The organism is Peptoniphilus harei (genome assembly GCF_900454685.1).
Lineage (GTDB): Bacteria > Bacillota > Clostridia > Tissierellales > Peptoniphilaceae > Peptoniphilus_A > Peptoniphilus_A harei.
The window spans coordinates 952,380-978,852 of record NZ_UATM01000032.1; the positions used below are offsets into that span (position 1 = coordinate 952,380).

The 26,473-nt window shown below is 36.8% G+C and carries 21 protein-coding genes; 17 read left to right on the forward strand and 4 right to left on the reverse strand.

The genetic code is table 11. The features are described from left to right. Positions 1-28 precede the first annotated feature (28 nt). The 10 genes from glmU to pyk all read left to right on the forward strand — a co-directional run bounded on the left by glmU (position 29) and on the right by pyk (position 15,331). Positions 29-1,408 carry a bifunctional UDP-N-acetylglucosamine diphosphorylase/glucosamine-1-phosphate N-acetyltransferase GlmU gene (gene glmU / locus DRZ96_RS05945; RefSeq protein ID WP_112889949.1) on the forward strand — a complete coding sequence of 460 codons (1,380 nt, stop codon included), beginning with the start codon at positions 29-31 and terminating at the stop codon, positions 1,406-1,408. Positions 1,409-1,420: 12 nt separating this feature from the next. Beyond that, complete coding sequence (locus DRZ96_RS05950; protein ID WP_112889950.1) at positions 1,421-2,371, forward strand: ribose-phosphate diphosphokinase; 951 nt, start codon at positions 1,421-1,423, stop codon at positions 2,369-2,371. Between the two features lie 9 nt (positions 2,372-2,380). Continuing rightward, positions 2,381-2,950 carry an aminoacyl-tRNA hydrolase gene (gene pth / locus DRZ96_RS05955; RefSeq protein ID WP_112889951.1) on the forward strand — a complete coding sequence of 190 codons (570 nt, stop codon included), beginning with the start codon at positions 2,381-2,383 and terminating at the stop codon, positions 2,948-2,950. An 8-nt stretch (positions 2,951-2,958) separates the two neighbouring features. After that, positions 2,959-6,438 (forward strand): transcription-repair coupling factor, encoded by a 3,480-nt coding sequence (gene mfd / locus DRZ96_RS05960; RefSeq protein ID WP_112889952.1) that lies wholly within the window; start codon positions 2,959-2,961, stop codon positions 6,436-6,438. A 52-nt stretch (positions 6,439-6,490) separates the two neighbouring features. After that, complete coding sequence (locus DRZ96_RS05965; RefSeq protein WP_112889953.1) at positions 6,491-7,579, forward strand: peptidylprolyl isomerase; 1,089 nt, start codon at positions 6,491-6,493, stop codon at positions 7,577-7,579. Positions 7,580-7,753: 174 nt separating this feature from the next. Beyond that, positions 7,754-8,689, forward strand: coding sequence for a DNA-binding protein WhiA (gene whiA / locus DRZ96_RS05970; protein WP_112889954.1), 936 nt, complete (start codon positions 7,754-7,756; stop codon positions 8,687-8,689). A gap of 1 nt (position 8,690) precedes the next feature. Then, on the forward strand, positions 8,691-8,957 hold the full coding sequence (locus DRZ96_RS05975) for an HPr family phosphocarrier protein (RefSeq protein ID WP_112889955.1): 267 nt from the start codon (positions 8,691-8,693) through the stop codon (positions 8,955-8,957). A gap of 246 nt (positions 8,958-9,203) precedes the next feature. Further along, the gene (locus tag DRZ96_RS05980) at positions 9,204-12,629 is read left to right on the forward strand and encodes a DNA polymerase III subunit alpha (RefSeq protein WP_112889956.1); all 3,426 of its coding nucleotides are present in this window, start codon (positions 9,204-9,206) and stop codon (positions 12,627-12,629) included. A gap of 6 nt (positions 12,630-12,635) precedes the next feature. After that, positions 12,636-13,589: an ATP-dependent 6-phosphofructokinase gene (locus DRZ96_RS05985; protein WP_112889957.1), complete on the forward strand. Its 954-nt coding sequence runs from the start codon at positions 12,636-12,638 to the stop codon at positions 13,587-13,589. A gap of 8 nt (positions 13,590-13,597) precedes the next feature. Beyond that, positions 13,598-15,331, forward strand: a complete 1,734-nt coding sequence (gene pyk, locus DRZ96_RS05990; RefSeq protein WP_112889958.1) for a pyruvate kinase — start codon at positions 13,598-13,600, stop codon at positions 15,329-15,331. A gap of 193 nt (positions 15,332-15,524) precedes the next feature. On the opposite strand, the gene DRZ96_RS05995 is transcribed toward pyk, so the two are convergent. The 4 genes from DRZ96_RS05995 to murJ all read right to left on the reverse strand — a co-directional run bounded on the left by DRZ96_RS05995 (position 15,525) and on the right by murJ (position 20,012). Then, a complete protein-coding gene (locus DRZ96_RS05995) occupies positions 15,525-16,226 on the reverse strand; it encodes a putative ABC transporter permease (protein WP_112889959.1) in 702 nt (233 codons plus the stop codon). Next, positions 16,223-16,693 carry an HD domain-containing protein gene (locus DRZ96_RS06000; protein ID WP_112889960.1) on the reverse strand — a complete coding sequence of 157 codons (471 nt, stop codon included), beginning with the start codon at positions 16,691-16,693 and terminating at the stop codon, positions 16,223-16,225. The genes DRZ96_RS05995 and DRZ96_RS06000 overlap by 4 nt, the downstream gene beginning before the upstream one ends. A 139-nt stretch (positions 16,694-16,832) precedes the next feature. After that, positions 16,833-18,272 carry a hypothetical protein gene (locus tag DRZ96_RS06005; protein WP_112889961.1) on the reverse strand — a complete coding sequence of 480 codons (1,440 nt, stop codon included), beginning with the start codon at positions 18,270-18,272 and terminating at the stop codon, positions 16,833-16,835. 129 nt (positions 18,273-18,401) lie between these two features. Next, complete coding sequence (gene murJ, locus DRZ96_RS06010) at positions 18,402-20,012, reverse strand: murein biosynthesis integral membrane protein MurJ (protein ID WP_112889962.1); 1,611 nt, start codon at positions 20,010-20,012, stop codon at positions 18,402-18,404. A 155-nt stretch (positions 20,013-20,167) separates the two neighbouring features. Between murJ and DRZ96_RS06015 the strand changes: the two genes are divergently transcribed. The 7 genes from DRZ96_RS06015 (at position 20,168) to DRZ96_RS06045 (ending at position 26,471) form a co-directional block, all read left to right on the forward strand. Further along, the gene (locus DRZ96_RS06015; RefSeq protein WP_112889963.1) at positions 20,168-21,913 is read left to right on the forward strand and encodes an ABC transporter ATP-binding protein; all 1,746 of its coding nucleotides are present in this window, start codon (positions 20,168-20,170) and stop codon (positions 21,911-21,913) included. A 57-nt stretch (positions 21,914-21,970) separates the two neighbouring features. After that, on the forward strand, positions 21,971-22,546 hold the full coding sequence (locus DRZ96_RS06020; RefSeq protein ID WP_112889964.1) for a nitroreductase family protein: 576 nt from the start codon (positions 21,971-21,973) through the stop codon (positions 22,544-22,546). A gap of 210 nt (positions 22,547-22,756) precedes the next feature. Beyond that, positions 22,757-23,056, forward strand: a complete 300-nt coding sequence (locus DRZ96_RS06025) for a thiamine-binding protein (protein WP_112889965.1) — start codon at positions 22,757-22,759, stop codon at positions 23,054-23,056. After that, entirely contained in the window at positions 23,025-23,789 is a 765-nt protein-coding gene (locus DRZ96_RS06030) for an ABC transporter permease (RefSeq protein ID WP_112889966.1), read from the forward strand. Before DRZ96_RS06025 ends, DRZ96_RS06030 begins: the two co-directional genes overlap by 32 nt. Further along, the gene (locus tag DRZ96_RS06035) at positions 23,786-24,805 is read left to right on the forward strand and encodes an ABC transporter substrate-binding protein (RefSeq protein WP_112889967.1); all 1,020 of its coding nucleotides are present in this window, start codon (positions 23,786-23,788) and stop codon (positions 24,803-24,805) included. Before DRZ96_RS06030 ends, DRZ96_RS06035 begins: the two co-directional genes overlap by 4 nt. Continuing rightward, the gene (locus DRZ96_RS06040) at positions 24,802-25,554 is read left to right on the forward strand and encodes an ABC transporter ATP-binding protein (protein WP_112889968.1); all 753 of its coding nucleotides are present in this window, start codon (positions 24,802-24,804) and stop codon (positions 25,552-25,554) included. The genes DRZ96_RS06035 and DRZ96_RS06040 overlap by 4 nt, the downstream gene beginning before the upstream one ends. Before the next feature lie 146 nt (positions 25,555-25,700). Continuing rightward, positions 25,701-26,471 (forward strand): LamB/YcsF family protein, encoded by a 771-nt coding sequence (locus DRZ96_RS06045; protein ID WP_112889969.1) that lies wholly within the window; start codon positions 25,701-25,703, stop codon positions 26,469-26,471. Positions 26,472-26,473 lie beyond the last annotated feature (2 nt).

Here is a 26,473-nt window from a genome sequence, read left to right on the forward strand (position 1 = left end):
GTAAGCAGTAAATAAAAAGAGGTGTTTTATGAAAGTTTCAGTTATCCTGGCAGCAGGAGAGGGAACGAGAATGAAGTCCAAAAAACCAAAGGTACTTCATGAAATTCTTGGAAGACCCATGCTTTTTTATGTCCTAAATTCTTGCAAGCACTCTCAAGTTGAAAAGAATCTTGTGGTAGTGGGACACAACAAGGAAAAAGTCTGTGAGGCCTTTGAAGATGAAAAAGATGTGGAATTTATTGAGCAACCTATTGGTGATGACGTGCCCTATGGCACTGGCTATGCCGTTATGAATGCTCTTGATAAGATAGATGATGATGACACAGTTATTATTTTAAATGGAGATACTCCTATTATTTCTAATTCAACTATTTCATGCTTTTTGAAATATCACGAAGAGAGAAATAATGATATAACAGTTTTGTCTGCTGATATGAAGGATCCTACAAACTACGGCAGGATTGTCAGGGATGAAAATGCAAATGTTGTTGCAATAGTAGAAGAAAAAGACGCAAGTGAAAAGCAAAAGTTAATCCGTGAAATTAATTCAGGTATTTTTGCCTTTAAGGGTTCTTCTCTAAAGTCAGCTCTTTCAAAGATTGATACTGACAATGCAGCTAATGAGATGTATATTACTGATACTCTTGGAATTCTTGTTGAAGAAGGCAAGAGGGTTGACTCCTTTAAGTTAAGGGACACAAGAGAAATCCTTGGAGTTAATTCAAGATACGAGTTATCTATTGCAGCAGAAATCCTACAAAAAAAGATTAACAAGGAATACATGATAAATGGTGTTGGGATAATTGATCCTAAGTCCACATATATTGAATACGGGGCTACAATTGAAAGAGATGTCATGATTTACCCAGGCACTCGCATTGACAAGAAGTCTGTTATAAAAGAAGGGGCAGAAATTTATTCTTCTACAATAAAAAATTCAACAATTGGAGAAGATGTCCTTATTAGGTCTTCTGAAATAGAAGATTCTTCTATAGGAAGAGGAACTACAGTGGGACCTTACGCCCACTTGAGACCAAATTCTCATGTTGGAGAAAATTGTAAGATTGGAAATTTTGTTGAGGTTAAAAATTCCAATGTTGGAGACGGGTCAAAGATGAGTCACCTTGCTTATATAGGCGATGCCGATGTGGGTAGTGGAGTTAACATTGGCTGCGGAGTAGTCTTTGTTAATTATGATGGAAGAGACAAGTTTAGAGCCAAGGTTGGGGACAATGCCTTTATTGGTTCTAATGCAAATTTAGTGGCACCAATTGAAGTAGAGGACAACGGCTATGTTGCTGCTGGATCTACGATTACAAAAAATGTTTTGAAGGGTCAACTTTCTCTTGAGAGAGCACCTCAAAAAAATATAGATGGTTGGGTTGAGAGAAAAGGATTTATCAAATAGGAGGACATGGAAATGAGCACAGTTAATGGAGATATTGTAGTATTTACAGGAAATTCTAATCTTAGTCTTGTAGATAAAATTTGTGAAAATATGGGAATTGAAAAGGGCGCTTGTACTGTGTCCACATTTTCTGATGGAGAAATTTCAATTGATATTGGAATTTCTGTAAGAGGTAAGGATGTTTTTGTTATCCAATCAACTTCTTCACCAGTTAATGACAACCTAATGGAACTTTTAATTTTAATTGATGGTCTAAAGAGGGCATCAGCAGGCAGGATCAACGCAGTTATCCCTTATTACGGATATGCAAGACAAGACAGGAAGACTAAGGCAAGAGAACCTATCACTTCAAAGCTTGTTGCAAACCTAATTACTAAGGCAGGAGCTGACAGGGTTGTTGCCATGGACCTTCACGCTGGTCAAATCCAAGGTTACTTTGATATTCCAGTTGACCACCTAACTGCTGTACCTTACCTTGCAAGATACTTCAAGGATATTGTTAATGAAGATGACTTTGTAGTTGTTTCTCCAGACCTAGGTGGAGTTACAAGAACTAGGAAGTTTGCCAATGAATTAAATCTTCCAATTGCCATTATTGAAAAGAGAAGACCAAAGGCAAATGTGTCTGAAGTTATGAATATTATTGGTGATGTTGAAGGTAAGTCAGTTATACTTGTTGACGACATTGCTGATACTGCTGGAACTATTACTAAGGCAGCTGACGCACTAAAATCTAGAGGTGCAAAGAAAGTTTATGGAGCTGCAACTCACGGAGTGCTATCAGGCCCAGCTATTGAAAGACTAGAAAACTCATCTCTAGAAAAATTTGTAATCACAGATACTATTGAACTTCCAGAAGAAAAGAAAATAGATAAGATTGATATTGTGTCTGTTGCTCCAATTTTTGCATCAGCAATTAAGAGGATCAACACATCACAATCAGTTAGTGAAATGTTTGAATAAGGTGATTAAGTGTATATAATTGCAGGACTGGGAAATCCCGGCAAGAAGTACGAAGCTACTAGGCACAACGTGGGTTTCTCGACAATTGATGTCCTTGCGGATAAGCTTAATATAAAAGTTAATAAGATTAAATTTAAGGGGCTTGTAGGTGAAGGGAGAATTGGATCAGAAAAGGTCATTCTCCTAAAGCCCCATACTTTTATGAACAATTCCGGAGAATCAATTGTAGAAATTTTAAATTTTTATAAATTAAAACCAGAAGACTTAATGGTTGTTGTGGACGACATTGACATTGAATTTGCCCAGCTAAAGATAAAGAAGAATGGATCGGCTGGAACCCACAATGGGCTTAAGTCTATTGTAAATTTAACAGGAAGCAAAAATTTTGCCAGGTTTAAAATTGGTGTTGGTAAAAAACATCCCAATGAAGATTTGGCAAGTTTTGTTCTGTCTAATTTTCCATCAAAGGATAAAAAACATATTGAAGATGCCATAGATGCTTGTTCAGATGCCATAATTGAAGCAGTGGACTCTGGCATAGACAAGTCCATGAATTCTTATAACAACAACATTTATTGAGGTGAAAATTGATTTTTTTAATCAATAGTGTAAAGAACTTAGAATCTTTTAAAGAATTAGATAATTCAATAAAAATTTCAAAGAACACTGCAGTCTTTGGTTCAGAGGAGGCAGTGCTCTCTCTTTTTGCGCCCACTTTTTGTGCTGGGGGAAAGAAAGTCTGCCTAATTTCACAAGACAGGGCCAGGGCAAGAAAGGCCTATGAAGACATTGAGTCCATATCAGATGAAAACTGCGTTTACTATCCAGAGAAGGATGTATTTTTCTACGACAGGGACTCAAAGTCCAAGGAGAACACCAAGAAAAGACTAGAAGCCATGGCAGAAATTGCAAGTGGGAGGGCAAATATTGTTGTCACAACCCTAAATGCCTTGACTGCAAAAATATCAAGACCAGAAATTTTTGCCTCTTATAAAATTCTCATAGAAGTTGGCCAAGTGGTGAATCTTGATGACCTTCCCAATAAGCTTGTTGAAATGGGTTACGAAAGATTTCCAAGCGTTGAAGGTCTTGGCCAGTTCTCTATAAGAGGTTCAATAATTGACATTGGGACTCAAGATGCCAACTACAGGATAGAACTTTTTGACGATGAAGTTGATTCCATTAGGTCCTTTGAAATTGAAAGTCAAAGGTCTCTTGATAAGTTAGAAGAAATTACAATCTATCCCATAGAAGATTTGATCCTAAGAGAAGATGAGAAAGAAAAAATTGCTGAGAGAATAAAAAAAGATATTTCAAAAACAAAACTTGAGGGAAAAGAAAAGGACAGGCTAAGTGAAAAGTTTTTGAGATATGTAGACAGGCTTGAAAACCAAGAGACAATTATCAACAAGGACTTGATCCTTCCCTATGTAGACCAAGACCAAGTGGGATCTTTTTTAGACTACTTAGATGATTTTATATTTTTAATTGAAGAGCCATCGAGGATTGTGGAAAGAGAAGAAGAACTTGAGCTTGCCAATGGAGATAAGTTTGCCATCTTAATCGAGAATGGTGAAGTCACAAAGGCTCACGAAAAAACTTTTTACAATTATAAGGATATAATTGACAAGTTAAATGAGAAGACTTTAATAACTTTTAACGCCCTCTTAAAGCCACCAAAAATGTTTAAGCCTCAGGACATTGTAAACATCAAGGTCAAGAGCGTGACAAACTATATGTCAAAGATCAAGCTTTTTAAAGAAGACTTGGACTATTATGGAAATAATAATTTTAAGGTAATACTTCTTGGAGCAACGGAAAAAAGGGCCAAGAGACTTTTTGACCACCTAGTGGACTTAGGATATTCTCCTCATCTTGCAAAAAACACAAAAAATGAAAAAATTACTTCCAACATTGTTGTCACTACTGGTGCCTTAAATGATGGAATAGAATTTTCTGACTCAAAAACAGTTTTTATAAATTATTCAGAAATTTATGGGTCCTTTTCAAAGAAGAAAAAGAAAAAAGTTCCTAAGAAGAAGGCCCTAAATTTTGAGGACTTGAAGATTGGAGACTATGTAGTTCACGAGGCCCACGGTGTTGGAAAATATGTTGGGACAACAAGACTTGAAGTCTCAGGAATCCAAAAGGACTATATTTTAATTGAATATGGTGGAGAGGACAAGCTCTTCCTCCCAATTGAAGCCTTAGATTCTATTTACAAGTACGTACAAGAGGGCAAAAGACCGCCAAAGGTCAACAAGTTAAACTCTCTTGACTGGAAGAAGAAAAAGGCTCGCGCAAAAAAATCCATTGACGACATGGCAGACGAGTTGATAAAACTTTATGCCACTCGCGAAAACACCAAGGGCTTTGCCTTTAGTGAAGACTCCCAATACCAAAGGAAGTTTGAAGATGCCTTTATCTACGAAGAAACTTCTGGCCAGTTGAAGTCTACTGAAGAGATAAAAGAAGATATGGAGAAGCCATCGCCAATGGACAGGCTCCTCTGTGCCGACGTTGGTTATGGAAAGACAGAGGTTGCCCTTCGTGCAGCCTTTAAGGCAATACTAGATGGCAAGCAAGTTGCCATTCTTGTGCCAACAACTATTTTGGCCCAACAACATTACAACACAATAAAAGAGAGGTTTAAAAACTTCCCTGTGGGAGTTGGACTCCTTTCAAGATTTAGGTCAAAGAAAGACCAAAAGATGGATCTTGAAGGCCTAAAGGATGGAAACATTGATATAATCGTAGGAACTCACAGGCTCCTTTCCAAGGACGTCAAGTTCAAGGATCTGGGACTTTTAATTATAGATGAAGAGCAAAGATTTGGTGTCCGTCACAAGGAAAAACTCAGGATGCTAAAGGAGAATGTGGACACCCTAACTCTTACTGCAACCCCAATCCCAAGGACCCTACAAATGTCCATGATAGGGATTAGAGACATGTCAGTTATTGAGGATCCACCTGAAGAGAGATTTCCAGTAGAAACTTATGTCTTGGAGTACAACAACCTAATGGTTCGTGAAGCCATCCTAAAGGAAATTGAAAGGGGAGGTCAGGTTTACTTCCTCTACAACAAGGTCTCAAATATGGAAAATAAACTCCTAGAACTTAGGAAGCTTGTTCCAGAAGCGACCTTCTCCATGGCCAATGGTCAGATGACTGAGAAAGCTCTTGAAGACACAATGATTGACTTTATAGAAGGGAATGTTGACGTCCTAGTTTGCTCAACAATAATAGAAACAGGCATGGACGTTCCCAATGCAAATACAATGATAATAACAGACTCAAATAGGCTTGGACTTTCACAACTTTATCAACTCCGTGGAAGGATAGGCAGGTCATCAAGGATTGCCTACGCCTACTTCACCTACGACAGGTCAACATCAATCTCTGAAGTAGCACAAAAGAGGCTCCAAGCTATAAAAGAATTTACTGAGTTTGGTTCAGGTCACAAGATTGCGGAGAGGGACCTTGAGATAAGAGGTTCAGGCTCTATACTTGGATCAAGACAGTCAGGCCACATAGAAAAAATTGGTTACGACCTCTACATGAAGTACCTCAAGGATGCTGTCATGAAGTTAAAGGGACTTGACGTCGAAGAAGAAATTGAAACCACAATTGACTTAAAGCTTGATTCTTTTATACCAAAGGACTACATTGCCGATGACAAGACAAGGCTTGAGATTTACAAGAAGATTTCTGTTCTCACAACAGAAGAAGAATATTCAGACCTTGTTGACGAATTAATAGACAGGTTCTCCGACTTCCCTGATGAAGTTTCCAACCTAATGGACATTGCCCTCTTAAAGAACAAGGCGCAAAGGGCAAAAGTTTCATCAATTCTTGAGAGAAGAGGAGAATATAGGGTAAGAGTAGAAGGCGAGGTTCCACTTCCTGCCATAATGGAAATAAATAACGAGTTTGAAAATATTTCCTACTCCATGGGAAATGACAATGAAATCATCTTGACTAAGTTAAAATACCCTCTTGATGAGCTTAAAAAGTTGGTTACAATTTTGTATTTACACAAAAAGGACACAAAAACTTCTAAAAAGTAGTGTATAATGGAAACATTAAATGATAATAATTAAATAGAATAAGGAGAGAAATATGTTTTTAAAGAAATTTGGTAAGATAGCAGTGACTATTGCACTTGCAGGTTCACTTGTGGCTTGTAGCGGTGCAAATAAGGATGCAGCAGCAAAGGTTGGTGGAGTTGAAATCCCAATGGAAGATTATTACAAATCTTATGCAGCAAGGGTAAATCAACTTACTTCAATGTACGGCGAAGATGTTCTTAAGAACAAGGAAGATGGAAAGAAATCTACTGACGAACTTTTAAGAGAACAAGCAATCACAGACCTAACAACAACTGAAGCTATTAAACAAGATGCAGAAAAATCAAAGATTACAGTTTCTGATGAAGAAGTAAATAAAAAGCTTGACGAAATCAAGACACAACTTGGTGGAGAAGAAGCCTTCAACAATTTCTTAAAAGAAAATGGACTTCCAAAAGAATATGTTGCAGAAAACATGAAAAATCAAATGTTAGTTGGCAAATATACTCAAGAAAAATTAAAAGAACTTGAACCGACTGAAGAAGAAGTTAAGAAGCACTATGAAGACAACAAGGATTCTTACTACAAGGCAAAGGCATCTCACATCCTAGTAGACGACCTAAAAGAAGCTAATGTTTTAAGAAAAAAGATTCTAAAGGGAGAAGACTTTGCTAAGCTTGCAAAGGAAAATTCTAAGGATACAGGAAGTGCACAAAATGGTGGATCACTTGGCGAATTCACAAGTGGACAAATGGTTGAAGCCTTTGACCAAGAAATTGCTAAGATGAAGGCTGGCGACATTTCTGAACCTATAACTACACAATTTGGTTACCACATCATCAAGCTTGAAGAAAAAACTCCTCTAGAATTTGATGCAGTTAAGGACCAAATCAAGGCTGAGTTACAACAAGAAAAATTCAAAGACTATATTGACAAAGTTAAGAAAGATGCTAAAATAAAAACTTACGTTAATACTTCTAAAGAAGTTGAACTTCCAGATGAATACAAGAACTTTGGAAAGGTAGAAAAAGAAGGCCAAGCTAAAGAAACTAATGCAAGGACTGAAGCAGCAAACAAGAATGCAAAGGCTAATGCAGGAAAAGAAAATGCTAAGGCTGAAAACAAAAAAGAAACAAAATAAGATTTAAATCAAAGCCTGTGAGTAAAGAGCAAAAGGATTTTAGTCCTCTCTTAGGTCACAGGCCTTTTATTTTTATTAACAGTTAAAGTTTTGTTTAAGTTAAAAATCTATTTATCAACAAATAAAACAAAATTCTGGTATAATGAATAAAAACATTGTTAAAGGGGTGAAGCAATGAGTTTTTCATCAGAAGTCAAGGATGAAGTTGCAAAGATAAAAGTTGATGACTACAAGTTAATTTTATCGGAGCTTGCTGGGGTGACTCCCAAGTGTGGAATTTTAAATTTTAAAAATAATAAAATTTCTATGGAGTACATTACAGAAAACGCTCCTGTGGCAAGAAGACTTTTTACATTTTTGAGAAGGTCCTTTGGTTTTGACGTTGAAGTAAAAAATGTAAGGTCAACTCAACTTAAAAAAAATGTATTTATTATCTATATATCTCAAGATGAGTCTTGCAGGTTACTTCTTGATGAGTTAAAATATATAAAGGGTGCAAGCGTATTTATGATAAATTATGCGCCCACTGACCTCATAAAAACTAGTAATGAGAAAAAGGCTTACATCCGTGGTGCCTTTATGGGTTCAGGGTCCATAACAGATCCCAAAAAAGGATATCATTTGGAATTTGTATCGGAAAACGAATCCAACGCTTATTTTTTATCTGAAACAATTAATGCTTTTGGATTTACTTCAAAGGTAATTATGAGGAAGGAAAAATACATAATTTACATTAAGGACTCAGAACAAATTTCTGACTTCTTATCTCTTATTGGTGCCTATAATTCTGTTTTAAAATACGAAAACGTAAGAGTTATAAAGGAAATGAGAAACAATGTAAATAGGATTGTTAATTGTGAGACGGCCAACTTAAATAAAACAGTTAAGTCATCTTACGACCAGGTAGAAGACATAAGGCTCATTGACAAAGAAATTGGGATAGAAAATTTAGATGAGGATTTGAAAGTTATAGCCAAGATTAGACTTGAGAATAGGTCTATGAGTTTAAACGATATTGCAAACTCTCTTGAGCCAAAGCTTTCAAAGTCCACGGTTAATTATAGATTTAAAAAACTTAGGAAAATTGCGAATAAGTTGAGGGGTGTATGAAATGATAAGTAAAAAAGTTGTACTTAATAATAGTGACGGACTCCACGCTAGGGCAGCTGCACTATTTGTAAGAGAGGCCAATAAATTTGCTTCTGAAATAAATCTTGAAGCTCATGGTGACAAGGTAAATGGCAAGTCCATTATTGGAATCATGTCTCTTGGTGCCTTCACTGGCGAAGAGATTGAAATTGAAGCTGATGGAGTAGACGAAGAAGAAGCTGCTCAAAGATTAGCCTACTTAGTTGAAAAAGAATTTATAAATCTTTAATTTAATAAAAATATTTTATTTGGAGTTTTGCTTGGTCAAAACTCTTTTTTCATGTCCTTTTATTTGTCTTTGGCCTTTGATAAAATATATTAAAGATTAGTAATGAAATTTTTTATTTTTTAATTTGTGAATGAGAAATTTTTGAAACTTATTAGGAAGTCTTAAATTTTTTTAGGCTAAATAAAATTTAAAAATTAGAATGATTAAAAAAATAAAATTTGTGATTTATAGATTAAGGATGATCCTATGAATAATTTTGTCCACCTACATCTCCATAGTGAATACTCCCTCTTAGATGGTTCTACGAGGATAAATCTTTTGCCACAAAGAGTCAAGGACCTTGGCATGGATGCAGTTGCCCTAACTGACCACGGCAATATGTACGGAGCCATTGCCTTCTATAAGGCCTGCAAGGATGCTGGAGTAAAACCCATCCTAGGTTGCGAGGTCTACATATCAGAGAAGGACATGACCCTTAAGGACAGGACCAACAAGAGGTACCACTTGATTCTCTTGGCAGAAAACAATGAGGGCTTCAAAAATATTATGAAGATAGTTTCCATTGGCTACGTCGATGGATATTATTACAAGCCCCGTGTTGACAAGGAAGTCTTAAGAAAATATTCCAAGGGAGTTATTGCAACTTCAGCCTGCCTTGGTGGCGAAGTTCAAAAACAACTTTTAAATAGGGACAGAGATGCTGCAAAAAAAGCTGCCCTTGAATACAGGGAAATCTTTGGAGAAAATAACTTCTTCTTAGAACTCCAAGACCACGGCATACCTGAACAAGCAAGAGTAAATCGTGAACTTGTTCTTCTATCAGAAGAGCTAGGGATTCCCCTAACTGCATCAAATGATGTCCACTACTTAAAGAAGGAAGACTCAAAGAGTCATGACGTCCTTCTTTGCATTCAAACTGGAAAGACAGTCAACGACACAGACAGGATGAAGTTTCCATCAGATGAATTTTATCTAAAGTCTCCTGATGAAATGGCAGCCCTCTTCCCAGAAAATCTTGATGCCCTAGAGAACACTGTAAAGATTGCAGAAAGATGCAATGTTGAAATAAAATTCCACGACCTACACTTGCCAGAGTTTATTGTTCCAGAAGACTACACTCACGAAGAGTATTTAAAGAAACTGGCCCTTGAGGGAATGATGGACCGTTATGAGAATGTAAGTAACGAGATAAAAGACAGGTTTGAGTTTGAGTTCAACACTATTAAGAACATGGGTTATGTTGACTACTTCTTAATTGTTTGGGACTTTATAAGATATGCGAGAAAGCATGAAATCCAAGTTGGACCTGGAAGGGGTTCGGCTGCTGGGTCCATGATATCTTATTGTCTTGGCATAACTGATGTTGATCCCTTGAAGTTTGACCTTCTTTTTGAAAGATTTTTAAATCCAGAGAGGGTCTCCATGCCCGATATTGATATAGACTTTTGCTATGAAAGACGTGAAGAGGTTATTGAATATGTAAACAGGAAGTACGGAGACTCTCACGTTGCCCAAATAGTTACCTTTGGAACTATGGCTGCTCGTAATGCCATAAGGGATGTGGGTCGTGCCCTTGATATGTCCTATGCCAAGGTGGACTATATTGCCAAGCAAGTTCCTCAAGCCCTTAACATGACAATAGAAAAGGCCCTTGATGTTTCAGAAACTTTTAAGGGAATCTACGATGGAGAAGAGGACTCCAAACTTTTAATTGACATGGCCTTAAAACTTGAAGGCCTCCCAAGACACACTTCAACTCACGCAGCTGGTGTTGTAATTTCTAAAGATGAACTGACAGAATATGTTCCCTTGACTAGAAACGACAAGATTATAGCAACTCAGTTTAACATGATTGAGCTTGAAGAGTTGGGGCTTCTGAAGATGGACTTCTTGGGCCTAAGGACTCTTACTGTCATTAGGGACGCAATTAATTTAATTAAAGAAAACCAAGGGAAGACTATAAATTTTGACAACTTTGACTACAACGACCCAGATGTCTTAAAGATGTTTGCAAGATCAGAAACTCTTGGTGTCTTTCAATTTGAATCCTCTGGCATGAGGGCCTTCTTAAAGGAGCTAAAGCCAGACGAATTTTCTGATTTAGTTGCTGCTAACGCCCTCTTTAGGCCTGGACCAATGAAGCAAATTCCAAAATTTGTTGGGTCTAAGCACGACAAGTCCACAATTTCCTATATCCATCCAAAGCTTGAGCCAATACTTAAGTCAACTTATGGTTGTATAGTTTACCAAGAACAGGTAATGCAAATTGTTCAACAAATTGGTGGTTACTCTCTTGGCAGGGCCGATATTGTTAGGCGTGCCATTTCCAAGAAAAAGATGAAGGTAATGGAAGAAGAGAGGAAGAACTTCATCTACGGCAACAAGGAAGAGGGAGTTTGTGGTGCCATTGCCAATGGAGTTGACGAAAAGTCTGCCAATGAAATTTATGACTTGATAATAGACTTTGCCGACTACGCCTTTAACAAGTCCCACTCTGTGGCCTATTCAGTAGTTGCCTACAGGACTGCTTGGCTAAAATATTATTATCCAAGAGAATTTATGGCGGCACAAATTTCTACCTACACAAACGACATTAAGCAAGTAAGCCTTTATATAGAAGAAATCAAGAGACTGGGCATAGAAATCCTACCACCAAATATAAATTATTCCTTTAGGAAGTTCACTGTTGAAGACAAGAAGATTCGCTTTGGCCTAAAGGCTGTTAAAAATGTTGGTGACAACTTAATAGAAGTAATTGTAAAGGCTAGGGAAAGGGGACCTTACAAGTCTCTAAAAGACTTTGTTGATAGGATCAATGCCCTTGACAAGTCTGCCCTTAATAAGAGGGCAGTTGAATCCCTAATAAGGTGTGGAGCCATGGATGACTTTGAGGGAAATAGGGCCCAGTATCTTGCAATTTATGAGGGAGTATTGTCTTCTTCATCAAATACTGCAAAGAATAATGTAATGGGTCAATTTTCACTCTTTGAAGAGGCCAACTTCCAAGAAGACCTTCCAAGACTTCGAGACTTCCCACAAAAGGACAAGCTTGACATGGAAAAGGAAGTTATAGGTATGTATATCTCTGGCCATCCCTTAGACCCTTATAGGGAATTAATCGAGAAAAATTCTACAATAAACACAAATCAAATTTTTGAAAAGTACAGGGAAAATCTCTTGAGAAGGTCTAGGGTTAAGGTCGGTGGAATTTTAAAATCCAAGAAGACTATGATTACAAAGACCAACAAGATGATGGCCTTTGCAGCCCTAGAAGACATATATGGGACAATTGAACTTGTAATTTTCCCCAATGTCTATTCACGTTACAAGGATCTAATTGAAGATGAGAATGTGGTCGTAGTTGAGGGTCACTTCCAAGAATCTGAAGTGGAAGAACCAAAGATTTTGGTAGATTCAATATCAAAACTTAAGATGCCAACAAAAAACAAATTATATATTTCTGTTGACTCTATGAAAAATGAAAGTATAAATGAAATAAGAAAAATTTTAAAAGAATATGAAGGATCTACTCCTGTTGTCTTCTTTGAAGAAGAAACGAGGAGGGCCTTTGGGACTGATTCAAGCCTATGGGTTGACGACAAGTCCTTTGACGAAATTCAAAATAAATTGATAGCATATACTAAGACTAGAGAAAAAATTATTTTAAAGTAGGTGACTATGAGACTTGCAATTTTAACAAGTGGCGGAGATGCTCCAGGCATGAATGCCACAATAAGAGCAGTAACGAGGACCTGTATCTTCGAGGGGATAGAGGTCTATGGAATAAGTGGAGGCTATGAGGGCCTAATTGATGCCAAGTTTGAAAAACTAGTAGTCTCTTCTGTTGCAGACATAATCCAAAGAGGGGGAACAATTCTTTCTACCTCACGTTCTGAAAGATTTATGACAGAGGAAGGACTTGAAAAGGCAATAAATTCTTTGAAAATTTTTGAAATTGACGCCCTAATTGTCCTTGGAGGCGACGGAAGTTTAAAAGGAGCAAAAAAATTAAGGGACAGGGGGATAACTGTAATTGGAATTCCTTGTTCCATTGACAATGACCTTGCCTACACAGACTTCACAATAGGTTTTATGACGGCAGTTGAAACTGTCACAGAAGCCATAAGTCACATTAGGGACACAACTGATGCTCACTGCCGTGCCAATGTAGTTGAAGTCATGGGTCGAGAGTGTGGAGACATTGCTCTCTTTTCTGGAGTATCTTCTGGAGCTGAATCAATTATTGTTCCAGAAATTGAAACAAATATAAATGAAATTGCTGAGAAGGCTCTTATGGGGAAAAATCGTGGCAAGAGACACCACATAATTATTATGGCCGAAGGTTGTGGGTCTGCCTTTGATTTTGCCAAAGACTTCCAAGACTTAACTGGGATTGAAACGAGGGTGACAGTCCTTGGTTATATCCAAAGGGGAGGAGCTCCTTCTATCTTTGACAGGATTCTTGCATCACAATTTGGATATCTTGCAGTTAAGGAAGCAAAGGAAGGAAATTCTAGAGTTCTTGGATTTAAAGATGGAAGGTCCATGACCTTGACCTTTGAAGAAATGTTTGAAGCGAAAAAAGTTTTTAGGGAAGACCTATTAGACATCCTAAAGACTGTTTCTATATGAGGTGGAAAATGAAAAAGACAAAAATTGTTGCCACTATTGGACCAGCAAGTGAGAGTGAAGATATTTTAAAAATCCTCTTCACTGAGGGAGTAAACGTTGCGAGACTTAACTTTTCTCACGGGTCCCATGAAGAGCACAAGATAAAAATTGACAGGATAAAAAAACTGAGGAAGGAAATGGACCTTCCTATTGGAATAATGCTTGACACCAAGGGACCAGAAATTAGGCTGGGAGAAGTCAATGGAGAAGTTTCTCTTGAAATTGGAGATAAATTCATCCTAACCACAGAAGACCTTCTTGGGGACAAAACTATTGCCAGCATTTCCTACAAGGACCTTTACAAGGATGTGAAGGTTGGGGACAGGATCCTAATAGATGATGGACTTGTTGAGCTCCTTGTAAAAAATATTGAGGGAGAAAAAATTATTACAGAAGTGGAAAACTCTGGAGTGATTTCATCCCACAAGGGAGTTAACGTGCCAGGAGTTGACATCAAACTTCCTGCCTTAACTGAGAGGGACATTGAGGACATAAGGTTTGGAGTAAGAGAAGACATAGACTTTATTGCAGCGTCCTTTATAAGGTCGAGAGAAGACGTCCTTGCCATAAGGAAAGTTCTTGAAGAAGAGAGTGACTATACGACAAAAATTATTTCAAAGATTGAATCCCAAAAGGCTGTGGAATTAATTGATGAAATCATAGAAGTTTCTGATGGAATTATGGTTGCAAGGGGAGACCTTGGAGTTGAAATAGAAACAGAAGCTGTCCCTATAGTTCAAAAAGAAATTATAAAAAAATGTAACGTTGCAGGCAAGACAGTAATCACTGCGACACAAATGCTTGACTCTATGATAAGAAACCCAAGGCCAACTCGTGCTGAAACAAACGACGTTGCCAATGCAGTCTTAGATGGGACAAGTGCAGTAATGCTTTCAGGAGAAACTGCCAGCGGCAAGTATCCTGTTGAGGCAGTGGAAACTATGAGAAAAATTATAGAATACACTGAAACAACTATTGACCATGACGAAATCTTGGAAAATAGGATTAAGGACGTGGAAAATTCCATGACAAACTCCATAGGTAGGTCTGCCTGCGTAATTGCAAGAGACCTTCACGCCAATGCCATAATTACTGCAACAACATCAGGTAACACTTCAAAGGCAATTGCAAAATTTAGGCCAGAAACATCAATTATTGCATCAACTCCCTTTGAAAAAATTAAAAACCAACTTAGCCTTGTCTGGGGAGTTAGGCCTGTAAAAGTTTTAAACTTTAAGGACACAGACAACCTAATTGATGCCTCTATGGAAGTTGCAGTTAAGAAGGGATTTTTAAAATCTGGAGATTTAGTAGTTTTAACTGCAGGAGTTCCTACAGGAATTGCTGGATCAACTAACCTCTTAAAGATAGAAAATGTTTCAGAAATTCTCGGCAGGGGAACAGCTATAGGAAAGAAAAAGAAAAAGGCCAGGGCTATTGTTGTAAATACTTTTAAAGAGCTTGAAGCAAACTTCGAGCCTAAGGATATAATCATCTGCAATGGAACTGATGGCAGGATGATTCCTTATATGGAAAAATCTTCTGGCTTTGTAACAGAAGAAGCTGGCTTTACTTCCAATGGAGCAGTTTCTGCAATTTCTCTTAACAAGACTGCCATTGTTGGTGTAAGGGACATCACCAAGCTAATAAAAACTGGGGACATTATAACAATTGATGGAACTGATGGTACAGTTAGGAGATAATTTTTTGTGACTTTTTAATAAATTATAAGGTCATAAAAATTTATGAATTTGTGAAATAATGTTAGGTCATAAATTAAGCTGACTTAGTAAAAATGTGAAATCATAATTGACCATGGCTTATTGAAAAAATTTGAAGTAATAAATTTTATATAAAAATAAAAAGACCTCTTTTTGATGTTTATCAAAGGGGTCTTTATTTTTGCCTTATTAATTTTTTTATACTTTCTTCTCTTTCCTTGAGGTTGGAATTTATATCTAATAGTTTTGACTTAAACTTTTTTGATTCTTCAAGCACTTTTAAATTTGCAAGCCTTTCAGATTCGTTGAGATCCTTAAAGTAAGCATTTAAGTTTCTATCAATTAATTCATAAATTTTATCGAGCCTTTCAGAACCATTAACTAAGTGGTTCACTGTTAAGATTAAATCCAATGTAAAGCAAGTGACAAATAAGAAGAGAATAATATTTATTAGCTTGTCACTTGACAGGGAGAGGAAGAAAAATAAAATTGGAGTAATTTTCTTCACGATTAAAATATTTGCCAAGCCAAAGATTAAAAGTCCATATAGGCAAACCCTCCTCTTGATTTGGAAGGGGTAGTTGGAATAATCCCACCAGCGCTTGTGGAAAAATCTTTCCAAGAGATAGCCAATGATGTACTCAATTAGGCAGGACAAAAAGGCCGAGTAAATAAAAATCCATAGGCTGGACTCAAAGTTCTTTAAAAGGCCAAAGGAGAGGCTGGCTCCTAGTCCATAGATGGGGCAAATGGGTCCCAAAAGAAAGCCTCTGTTGTGAATTTTATCTAGCTCTATGGCAGAGCAGGGGAAGGTCTCCCAGCACCAGCCAAGGAAGGAGTAGATAAAAAATATTAAGTAAAATTCTTGATATCTCATGGTCTCACCAGCCCAACTTTTACAGGGATTCCCCTAAGGGTCTCAGCAAGAGACACATACTTGTCGGAGTATGTTACAATCCAGGACTCCAAGTATTTTGGTGGAAGGGGAGTCAAGGGAAACATGTGCTTGACGATGATGTCCCTCTCAACCTTATTTAGTCTTAGCTCGGACTTGGCATTGAGATAGGCCTTCATGGGGTGAGTGAAGCCGTGATTCCATCTTTCTTTCTTGCCGTCGTGCCAGTCATAGAGGAAGTAATCGTGTAAGAGGGCGCCCCTAATCATGGAGTCCATGTCCACGTCAAGGTCATATTTTTCTGCCACTTCAATAGATTTTTTGGCAACAGAAATTACGTGAGAGTAGACTGAGGTGTCTCCATGTTGGATGAAGTTTTTTGTTTCTAAAAATCTTGTGTTGTCATTTAAAAATTTGACAATTTCTTCTAATTTTTTTATATTTTCCATTTTCATCTCCTGGACTTATTTTAAAGTAAAAATGTAAAAATACTTTTAAATTTTGCTTAAAATTTTATTAATTTTTTGTGAATAATTTTATATTTTTCCAAAAAAATAAAAGTCATATTTCTATGACTTTTATATTCTACTAAAATTTTGTTTCCATGTAAATTCTATTTTTTCCTTCAGCCAATATATCTTTAACTTCTTTTAATTTTTGTCCTTCCTTGTCAAAAATTAGGACTGATGTAATCTTGTCGATGTCCCTGTCAATGAGTCCGTACCTATTTTTGATTAGGTCGATTTCTCCCTTATCCCTACTTGTGAATTCGTAGGATATGTCGTCTTTTCTCTTTAAGACTGTTGGTTTTGTTCCAGTTTTGTTTAAGAAGTCTGCAATAGAATCTGGTCTTAGAGAAGTCTTGATTTTTTCAAGAGGAAGGTCTGTGATTTCTTCTTCATTTAAAGTTTTTTGTCTTCTTGTGTCTTCAAACTTAACCCTAGTGTTTAAATCCTTAGATGTCCAAGAATTATTTTTTAGGGAAGTGATAAGGTCAGGGTACTTGCCAGTGCTTGTAAGATTATTTTCAAGTTTTGGATTTTCTTCCTTGATTTCTTCTTTAACTTCCACAGGATTTTCCTTTGCTTGGGCCTTAGCTTCTTGAGTTTTTTCTTTCACATCTTCTTTTGCTTTTTCAGTTTTTGCTTCGGCTTCGTCCTTTAGGTCCTTGGATTCTTCCTTAAGATCTTCGGCTTTTACTTCAGCTTCTTTTTTTATTTCTTGAGCCTTGGCCTTAGTCTCAACCTTAGCTTTTTCAGCCTTTTTTTCTAAATTTTTGGCATCTTTAGAGATGTCCTCTTTTACTTCTTGAGTCTTAGCTTGTGCTTCAGTCTTTTTTTCCTCAGCCTTTACTTCTGTCTTAGCCTTTAAGTCCTTGGCTTCTTCCTTAAGCTCCTCGGCTTTTACTTCAGCTTCTTTTTTTACTTCTTGAGCCTTGGCCTTAGTTTCAGCCTTAGCTTCTGTGGCCTTTGTTTCTACTTTTTTAGCATCCTTGGAAATATCTTTTTTAAGCTCTTGAGACTTATCCTTGGCTTCTTCTTTAAGCTTTTTACTTTCTACTTCAGCCTTGTCCTTTAAGTCCTTGGCTTCTTTTTTTGCCTCTTCAGCCTTTAGCTTGGCATCTCTTTCAAGTTTTTTAGCTTGGACTTCAGTTTTTTCCTTTATGTCTTCAGTCTTTTTCTTTAAGTCATCTACTTTTTTTTCCTTTATGTCTTCAGTCTTTTTCTTTAAGTCATCTACTTTTTGATTTGACTTTTTCTTTTCTCTTCTCTTCTTGCCTCTGTCTTTTTTCCTTGAACCATCGTAGGCTTCTTTTTCCTTTACTTCAGGAGCATTCTTAAAAAAAGTTTCTTCATTAGTCCTTGTCTCACTCATCTTATGTAGATCTTCTTTTTTAGAATAATTCTTAGCTTTACTTGATGTGTCAATAGATTTTTGATCCTTGCCTCTCTTATTGACAATGGACTTTCTCCAGAAAATCAAGCAAACGATTACAACAACGGCAATTATGTATACTTTGTCTTTCATATAAACACCTCCAATTAATTAACATTATATCACTTTATTAGGAAAAGACTACTTAAACTGTATAAAATTTTAAAAGTTTACAAAAAAACAAGACCCAAAGGCTCGAGTCTTAGTTCTAAACTTTATCATTTAATTTTCTATAGATTTCTTTTGTCTATTTTCAATTTTCTCTCTCACTATTCCAACAACATCTATAACTTCACGCACGCCCAACTTGTAGAGGCAGAAGACATAAACTGATGCTGCAATAAGGACTACTAGCATTAGGAAAAGTAATCTTAGAAGAGTTTGGACTCCACCTGATGTTAGTGCCATAATGAGTTTCTCATAAGGGAAATAGGATAAAGTTATTACTCCCATTACAAGAGATGCCATTATTGTTTTAACAAGTGCCTTGATGTAGGACTTTGTTCCAAGATTTCCTATTTTTCTCTTCAAAAGTATGAAGGAAATGAAAACTGCAATTGTTGTTGCAATGGAAACGGAAGCTGCCAGTCCATTTGTACCAAAGTGTCTTGCCACCAAGAGGTTGAGTCCAACGTTAATAGCCACATTAGTTACACCAACATAGAAAGGCGTCTTTGTGTCTCCAATAGAATAGTAAATCCTATTTAAGACGTTTATAACAGAAATTGAAATTAATGATAGAGAATAACACCTAAGTGTTGATGTTGCTGCAATACCATTGTCCGGAGTAAAGGAACCTCGAACAAAGGCAATTTCTATTATAGGTCTTGCCAAGATAATTAGCCCCACAGTTGCAGGGACAGTTATAAATAAAACAGTCTTAACTGAAGCATTCATAACTTTTTTGCCACGCTTCATGTCGCCTGCCCCCAAGGTCCTTGTTAGGATAGGGAAGACTATGGCAGTGATGGCTGTGATAAAAATACCAATTATCATGGTGTTCATCTTGTTTGAATAATATAAAATTGATGCTGCACCCTGGCCCATGCCTGAGGCAAGGTTCCTATTAACAATTGTGTTAATGTCATTTACTGATACAGAAATGAAAACTGGGAGGGCGAGGACAATTGCTTCCCTAACATACTTATCTTGGAAATCTGCCACAAGTCTTGGCCTGTAACCAATTTTCATTGCATTAGGTAAGAGGAACAAGAATTGTGCCAAGATACCTAGGACTGATGCAATTGTAAGCCCAATGATCCCAACGTGATGGGAAAAAAGTAGTAGATAAACTATATAGGTTAAGTTAAGTGGAATTGCAATGGCACCAGTTGCTGCGAACTTGCCACCATGTTGGAGGTAACCTTCCATGACACCAACCCAAGATGAAAATAAAACTACGGGCATTCCAACTTGTATTAACTTAACAACAATTGCATAGGTTTCTGGATCAGCTTGTGATGCAGATAAAAGTGCAATTTGATTTGGAAATAAGATTCCAAGAATAATTAGGACAAAGGACACAAGAGATGTAACCATTAAAAGGTTATTAGTGAAATAATTTTTCCTACTTGGTCCATGGTCGCTTTCTGCCTTTTGGGCAGATGGTATATATGTTGTTGCTATTGCCTGAGTGACAAAGCTTGCTATCATTGCTGTAGCTGCTTGAGCAAGAGAAAAGGCATCCATTTCTTTGCCGGCACCAAAGACATAGGCAGTCAGTGATTCTCTAAAAAATCCAAAAACCTTACCCAATAAAAGAAAGGCTGTTATGGCTAGTGTGGACTTTGCAATTCTTGAGCCTGTGTTGGTCTCGTTACTTTTATTTTCCAATTTAAAATCTCCTTTATAAGTCTTATCAAATTATAATTTGTTTGAATTTTTATGTCAAGTAAGGTTATTTTCTAGACTTTTAAAGGATTTTATTTTTGTGTTATTATATATAAGATACATTATTAAAATAATGAATTTTATATAAAGGAGGAAAAATGAAAAATAAAAATTTAATAAAAAAAGTTGCTCCATATTTTTATAAGTATAGGTTCACACTTTTTCTAGATTTATTTTGTGCAGGTCTAACAACTGCAAGTGAAATGATCCTGCCACTTATTCTTAGGGCCTTAACAAATAAGGGAGTTAATGATTTAGCTTCTATGAGCTTTGACTTTGTTATGAAGTTGGCCCTTATATATGTAGGAATCAAGGCAATAGAAGTTGTGGCCCAATACTTTATGACATCCATTGGCCACATCATGGGGGCAAAGATAGAAACAGACATGAGGAGGGACCTCTATGCCCATCTTCAAACTCTTTCGGATACTTTTTACAATGAAACTAAGGTTGGGGTCATTATGTCGAGGATTACCAATGACCTCTTTGACATAACAGAATTTGCCCACCACTGCCCGGAGGAATATTTTATTGGGACCATAAAGATAATTATTTCCCTAATTATTCTTTTAAACTTCAACGTAAAGATGACTCTTTTAATTTATATCATGATTCCACTTATGATTTACTTCTCAGGTCACTTTAGGAACAAGATGCGTAAGGCCCAAAAGGACCAAAGAGTCCACGTTGGTAATTTAAACTCTGCTATTGAAGATTCCCTTCTTGGAATAAGAGTTGTAAAGTCCTTTGCAAAAGAAGACCTTGAGAAGGAAAAGTTTACCCATGAGAACAACAAGTTCTTGGGAATAAAGAAGACCTACTACAGGTCCATGGCTGGCTTTAACACAGTCAATAGGATTTTTGATGGTTTGATGTATCTTATCTTAATAATTTCTGGTGGTTACTTCCTAATGAAGGGTGAAATTGGACCAGAAGATTTAATTGTCTATGTAATGTACGTTCAATCCCTTCTTGCAACTGTTAGAAGAATTATTGAATTTACGGAGCAATTCCAAAAGGGAATGACAGGTATTGAAAGATTTTCAGAAATTATGGCAATAGAAGCTGACATCAAGGACAAGAAAGATGCCATAGAGATAAAAAGTCTTAGGGGAGAAATTACCTTTGACCATGTAGACTTCTCTTATGGTCAGGGCGAAGAAAAAGTCTTGGAAGATTTTTCTGTTAACATTTCTCCTGGACAAAAGCTTGCCATCGTTGGACCAAGTGGTGCAGGTAAAACCACAATTTGTAACTTGATACCAAGATTTTACGACGTTGACAAGGGATCAGTTAAGGTGGATGGTCTTGATGTAAGAGATGTTCAGCTTAAATCGCTTAGAGAAAACATTGGAATAGTCCAACAAGATGTATATTTATTCTCTGGTTCAGTTAGAGACAACATTGCCTATGGCAAGGAGGGAGCAAGTGATCATGAAGTCATAAAAGCTGCCAAACTTGCAGGAGCCTACGACTTTATAAAAAACCTACCAGATGGTTTTGACACCTATGTGGGAGAACGTGGAGTGAAACTTTCTGGAGGACAAAAGCAAAGAATTTCTATTGCCAGAGTTTTCTTAAAGAATCCACCAATTTTAATCCTAGACGAAGCAACTTCTGCCCTAGACAACAAGTCTGAAGTTGTTGTTCAAGATTCTATTGAAAAATTATCAAAGGGAAGGACAACTTTGACGATTGCCCACAGACTTACAACAGTTCAAAACGCAGACCTAATTCTCGTAATGACTAAAGATGGAATAATCGAAAGAGGTACCCACAAGGAATTAATGGAAGAAAAGTCCTACTACTACAACCTCTACACCAAGGGTGGTAGGTTAGAATAAAATTTTTTGGGGTAATATCTTACTAAGATGAAAGGAAAAAATCTTGTGAGGTGAACTATGAAAGATTATATAGAAATAATTAAAAAGAGAAGGTCCTACTACAACTTGTCAGAAGATGTGGACCTTACAAATGAAGAAATAAAATATCTTGTGGAAGACGTCATGAACATAACTCCATCACACATGAATGCAGAGACAACTAGGATTGTCTTGCTCTTCGATGACAAGTCTAAAGACTTTTGGACAAGAGTCAATGAAACTTTTGACAATTCTATAAATGAAGAAAAGTTCCATGGCTTTTATCATGCCAAGGGAACAGCCCTAATTTTTATAGACATGAATGAAATTTGGGATCAAGAGATAAATATTCCTTCATATAAAGATTATTTTGAAACTTGGGGTCACCATTCAGCTGCTATGCTTCAACTTAATCTTTGGCAAGCCCTAAGGGATGAAGGAATTGGAGCAAGCAACCAACACTACAATCCAGTAATTGATGAGTGGGTTAAAGAAGATTATGACCTTCCAGACCATTGGGAGCTTGTGGCACAAATGCCCTTTGGAAAAATCGAAGAAGAACCAGACCCAAAGGATAAAAAACCAATAGAAGAAAAATTAAAAGTTATTGAATAAGAGCTAGGTCCAAGTGACCTAGTTTTTTTATTTTTCTATACTTCTTGTAATAAAAAAAACTTATGCTTATAATTAAATTATCAGGGGAGCGCATGCTGAGATTAGGTTTATCCTTAAACCCTTTGAACCGGGACAGGTAATGCTGTCTAGGGAAGGCTGCCTCTATTTGTAGAGGCTTTTTTTATTGGAAAATTTTATAAGGAGGTTAAGATGAAAATATCAGTAGCAATACAAATCCTACCAACTACTGCTGAAGGAACTACAGAATCTGTGGTCCAAGTAGTTGACAAGGTAATAGAATATATTCAAAGCGAAGAAGTTGATTATGTAGTCACTCCCTTTGAAACAGTTATAGAGTTAGACGACTTTGACAAGGCCTTTGAAATCTTAAAAAACTGTGTGAAGTTAGCAGGAGAAATTTCAGAACAAGTGGCTTGTTATTCCAAGACTTTTTATTCTGAGAAAGGAATATTGACAATTGAAGAAAAAACAGGCAAGTATCAAGGATAATATCTCAGCAGCTTCTTTGATAGTAATTATTTTAGTCCTTTGGCACTTGGCGACAACTTATGGAGGGGTATCGGCCTTTATGCTGCCCAAGCCCCTTGATGTTGTCAAGGCCTTTGTAAATGACTTTCCAACAATTTCATCCCACATGTGGACAACCTTGACAGAAGCCTTTTTAGGTTTATCTGTTGGTGTGACCCTGGGTTTTATTGTGGCACTATTAATGGATTTATCAGACACACTTTATTCTGCTTTTTATCCAATTTTAGTAATTAGCCAAACTGTTCCCACAGTTGCAATTGCACCCCTACTTGTCCTTTGGATGGGTTATGGTGTAATGCCTAAAATTACATTAATTGTAATTGGAACTTTTTTCCCAATTGCAGTTTCACTCTTAGAAGCCTTTAAGCAAGTAGATCCAGACAAGACAAAGCTTCTTAAGGCTATGGGGGCAGGCAAGTATGAAATTTATAAGTATATTAAATTTCCAGAAAGTCTTACAAACTTTTTTGCTGCCTTTAAGATAGCTGTTTCCTATTCAGTAGTAGGCGCAGTTATTGCCGAGTGGCTAGGTGGCTACAAAGGACTGGGAGTATATATGATAAGAGTTCAAAAGAACTACTCCTTTGACAAAATGTTTGCAGTTATATTTTTAATTTCGGCAATTTCTCTAATCTTAATGAAGTTAGTTAGCTTTATCCAAAGAAAGACAATGCCGTGGACGGAGGCAAAATGAAAAATTTAAGAAAACTATTAATTTTAATCCTTGTTGGACTTTTCCTAACAGGATGTGGCAAGAAAGATGATGCAAAGGCAGGAGAGGGCAAGGATCTTCCAAAAGAAAAGGTAAGCTTTTTACTTGACTGGGAACCAAATGTAAACCACGCAGGTCTTTATGTTGCTATGGACAAGGGCTTCTTTGAAGAAGAAGGCATAGAAGTAGAAGTAAATCAACCACCAGCAAATGGTGCTGAATCATTAGTTGCATCAGGTAAGGCTGACTTTGGTGTATCTTATCAAGATACAATTGCACCAGCTTTTGCCAGTGACGAACCACTTCCAGTAACAGCTCTTGCAGCAATAATAAACCACAATACTTCAGGAATTATTTCTATGAAGGAAACTGGAATAGAAAGACCAAAGGACATGGAAGGACACAATTATGCAACTTGGGGACTTCCAATTGAGCAAGCAATATTAAGACAAGTAATAACAGATGATGGAGGAGACTTCTCTAAGGTTGAGCTTCTTCCAGAAAATGTTGTAAATGCAGTCCAAGCTATTAGTGGCAAAATCGATTCAGTTTGGGTTTTCTTCCAAGTTGATGGGGTTCTTGCAGCAAAGGAAAATGTGCCAATTAACTACTTTGCCTTTAGAGATATCAGTCCAGTGTTTGACTACTACACACCAATCCTTATTGCAAACAACGACTTCTTAGAAAATAAAGAAGATGTGGCAAAGAGATTTATGCGTGCCTTTGTAAAGGGTTATGAATATGCAGCAGAAAATCCTAAGGAAGCGGCAGAAATTTTAGTTAAGATAAATCCAGAACTTGACAAGGACTTTGTGGAAAAGGGAATGGAATATCTTGCTGACAAGTACCAAGACGACGCTAAGTACTTTGGACAAATTGATCCAGATAGATGGAACAATTTCTACCAATGGCTATGGGAAAACAAACTAATCGACAAGGAAATTCCAAAGGATTTTGGATTCACTGACGATTTTGTAAATCCAGAAAAATTAAAATGAGTGAAAAATTAGAAATTTTAAGAGTAGAAAATGTTGACAAGTCCTTTAACGACAACTTGGTCTTAAAGGACATCGACATAAAATTAAATAAGGGAGAATTAGTTTCTCTTGTGGGAGTATCAGGCAGCGGAAAGACAACCCTCTTCAATATTATTGCTGGACTCTTGGAACCAGATAGGGGCAAGGTCTATCTAAAGGGAGAAGATGTCACAGGCAAGGCAGGTAATATATCTTACATGCTTCAAAAGGACATGCTCCTACCCTATATGACGATTATAGACAATGTTTCACTTCCTTTAATTCTTCGTGGCAAAAAGAAGAAAGAAGCAAGAGAAGAAGTTTATGGACTCTTTAAAGACTTTGGCCTAGGAGGCTGGCAAGAAAAATTTCCATCACAACTTTCTGGTGGAATGGCACAACGTGCAGCCCTTCTAAGGACCTATGTCTTTTCCAATGAAGTGGCCCTTCTTGATGAACCCTTTTCTGCCCTTGATGCAATAACTAAGGCTTCTATTCACAAGTGGTATAAAAATATTATTAATGAAATTGGAATTTCTACAATTTTTATAACTCACGACATAGAAGAAGCAGTAAAACTTTCTGATAGAATTTATATTATGGGGAAAAATCCTGGAACAATAATTGAAGAAATACAAATCAGAGAAGATTTTCATGAAAACTTTTTCGAGGATAAAAAATTTATAGAATACAAAAAACATATTATTGAAAAACTTGATAAACTCATATAATAAGGGGCTTGGGCCCCTTTTTTGTTTACAAATATTTTTTAATATATTAAGTTTTTTTCAAAAGACAATGTTTGCATATTAATGAAATTTAGATTATAATTTAAATACGTTATTGCAATGATTTATTTGACAAAAGGAGGAAATAGATGCAATACTTTGTAGATTTAAATAGTGACATTGGAGAATCCTTCGGTGCCTACAAAATGGGAATGGACGAAGAGATAGTAAAATACGTTACTAGTATTAACTGTGCTTGTGGTTATCACGCAGGCGATCCACTTATCATGGATGCTACTTGTAAGGCAGCGGCTGATAATGGCGTAGAAATTGGCGCTCACCCAGGTTATCCAGACTTAATGGGATTTGGTAGAAGAAAAATGGCTGTAAAACCTGAAGAAGCTAGAGCTTATATGCTTTATCAAGTTGGAGCTCTTTCAGCTTTTGCTAAGGCTCACGGCAAAAAACTTCAACACATGAAGCTTCATGGAGCATTCTACAACACAGCTTGTAACGATGAAGCTCTTGCAAATGCAGTTTTAGACGCAGTTGAAGAATTTGACAAAGACCTAATCCTAATGGTTCTTAGTGGCTCATACATAGCTAAAGAAGGTAAGAGAAGAGGACTTAGAGTTGCACAAGAAGTTTTCGCTGATAGGGGATACAACGAAGACGGAACTTTAGTTAACAGATCTCTACCAGGAGCTTTTGTTAAGGATCCAAAGGAAGCAATACCAAGAGTTGTAAAGATGATCAAAGAAAATAAAGTTGTAACTGCAAATGGTAAAGAAATCGATATAGTAGCAGATTCAATTTGTGTTCATGGCGACAATCCAGAAGCTCTTGAATTCGTAAAAAATATTCGTGAAGGACTTAAGGCTGAAGGTATAGAAATAAAACCTTTAATTAGTTTCTTATAATA

Excerpts from the sequence above, each read along its gene's own strand:
- DRZ96_RS06040 (WP_112889968.1), top strand. The coding sequence starts at position 24,802 with ATGAGTGAAAAATTAGAAATTTTAAGAGTAGAAAATGTTGACAAGTCC.
- DRZ96_RS06025 (WP_112889965.1), top strand. The coding sequence starts at position 22,757 with ATGAAAATATCAGTAGCAATACAAATCCTACCAACTACTGCTGAAGGA.
- DRZ96_RS06035 (WP_112889967.1), top strand. The coding sequence starts at position 23,786 with ATGAAAAATTTAAGAAAACTATTAATTTTAATCCTTGTTGGACTTTTC.
- DRZ96_RS05985 (WP_112889957.1), top strand. The coding sequence starts at position 12,636 with ATGAGACTTGCAATTTTAACAAGTGGCGGAGATGCTCCAGGCATGAAT.
- DRZ96_RS05975 (WP_112889955.1), top strand. The coding sequence starts at position 8,691 with ATGATAAGTAAAAAAGTTGTACTTAATAATAGTGACGGACTCCACGCT.
- pyk (WP_112889958.1), top strand. The coding sequence starts at position 13,598 with ATGAAAAAGACAAAAATTGTTGCCACTATTGGACCAGCAAGTGAGAGT.
- DRZ96_RS05950 (WP_112889950.1), top strand. The coding sequence starts at position 1,421 with ATGAGCACAGTTAATGGAGATATTGTAGTATTTACAGGAAATTCTAAT.
- DRZ96_RS06020 (WP_112889964.1), top strand. The coding sequence starts at position 21,971 with ATGAAAGATTATATAGAAATAATTAAAAAGAGAAGGTCCTACTACAAC.
- whiA (WP_112889954.1), top strand. The coding sequence starts at position 7,754 with ATGAGTTTTTCATCAGAAGTCAAGGATGAAGTTGCAAAGATAAAAGTT.
- DRZ96_RS05980 (WP_112889956.1), top strand. The coding sequence starts at position 9,204 with ATGAATAATTTTGTCCACCTACATCTCCATAGTGAATACTCCCTCTTA.
- DRZ96_RS06000 (WP_112889960.1), bottom strand. The coding sequence starts at position 16,693 with ATGGAAAATATAAAAAAATTAGAAGAAATTGTCAAATTTTTAAATGAC.
- DRZ96_RS06045 (WP_112889969.1), top strand. The coding sequence starts at position 25,701 with ATGCAATACTTTGTAGATTTAAATAGTGACATTGGAGAATCCTTCGGT.
- glmU (WP_112889949.1), top strand. The coding sequence starts at position 29 with ATGAAAGTTTCAGTTATCCTGGCAGCAGGAGAGGGAACGAGAATGAAG.
- DRZ96_RS06005 (WP_112889961.1), bottom strand. The coding sequence starts at position 18,272 with ATGAAAGACAAAGTATACATAATTGCCGTTGTTGTAATCGTTTGCTTG.
- DRZ96_RS06015 (WP_112889963.1), top strand. The coding sequence starts at position 20,168 with ATGAAAAATAAAAATTTAATAAAAAAAGTTGCTCCATATTTTTATAAG.
- DRZ96_RS05995 (WP_112889959.1), bottom strand. The coding sequence starts at position 16,226 with ATGAGATATCAAGAATTTTACTTAATATTTTTTATCTACTCCTTCCTT.
- DRZ96_RS05965 (WP_112889953.1), top strand. The coding sequence starts at position 6,491 with ATGTTTTTAAAGAAATTTGGTAAGATAGCAGTGACTATTGCACTTGCA.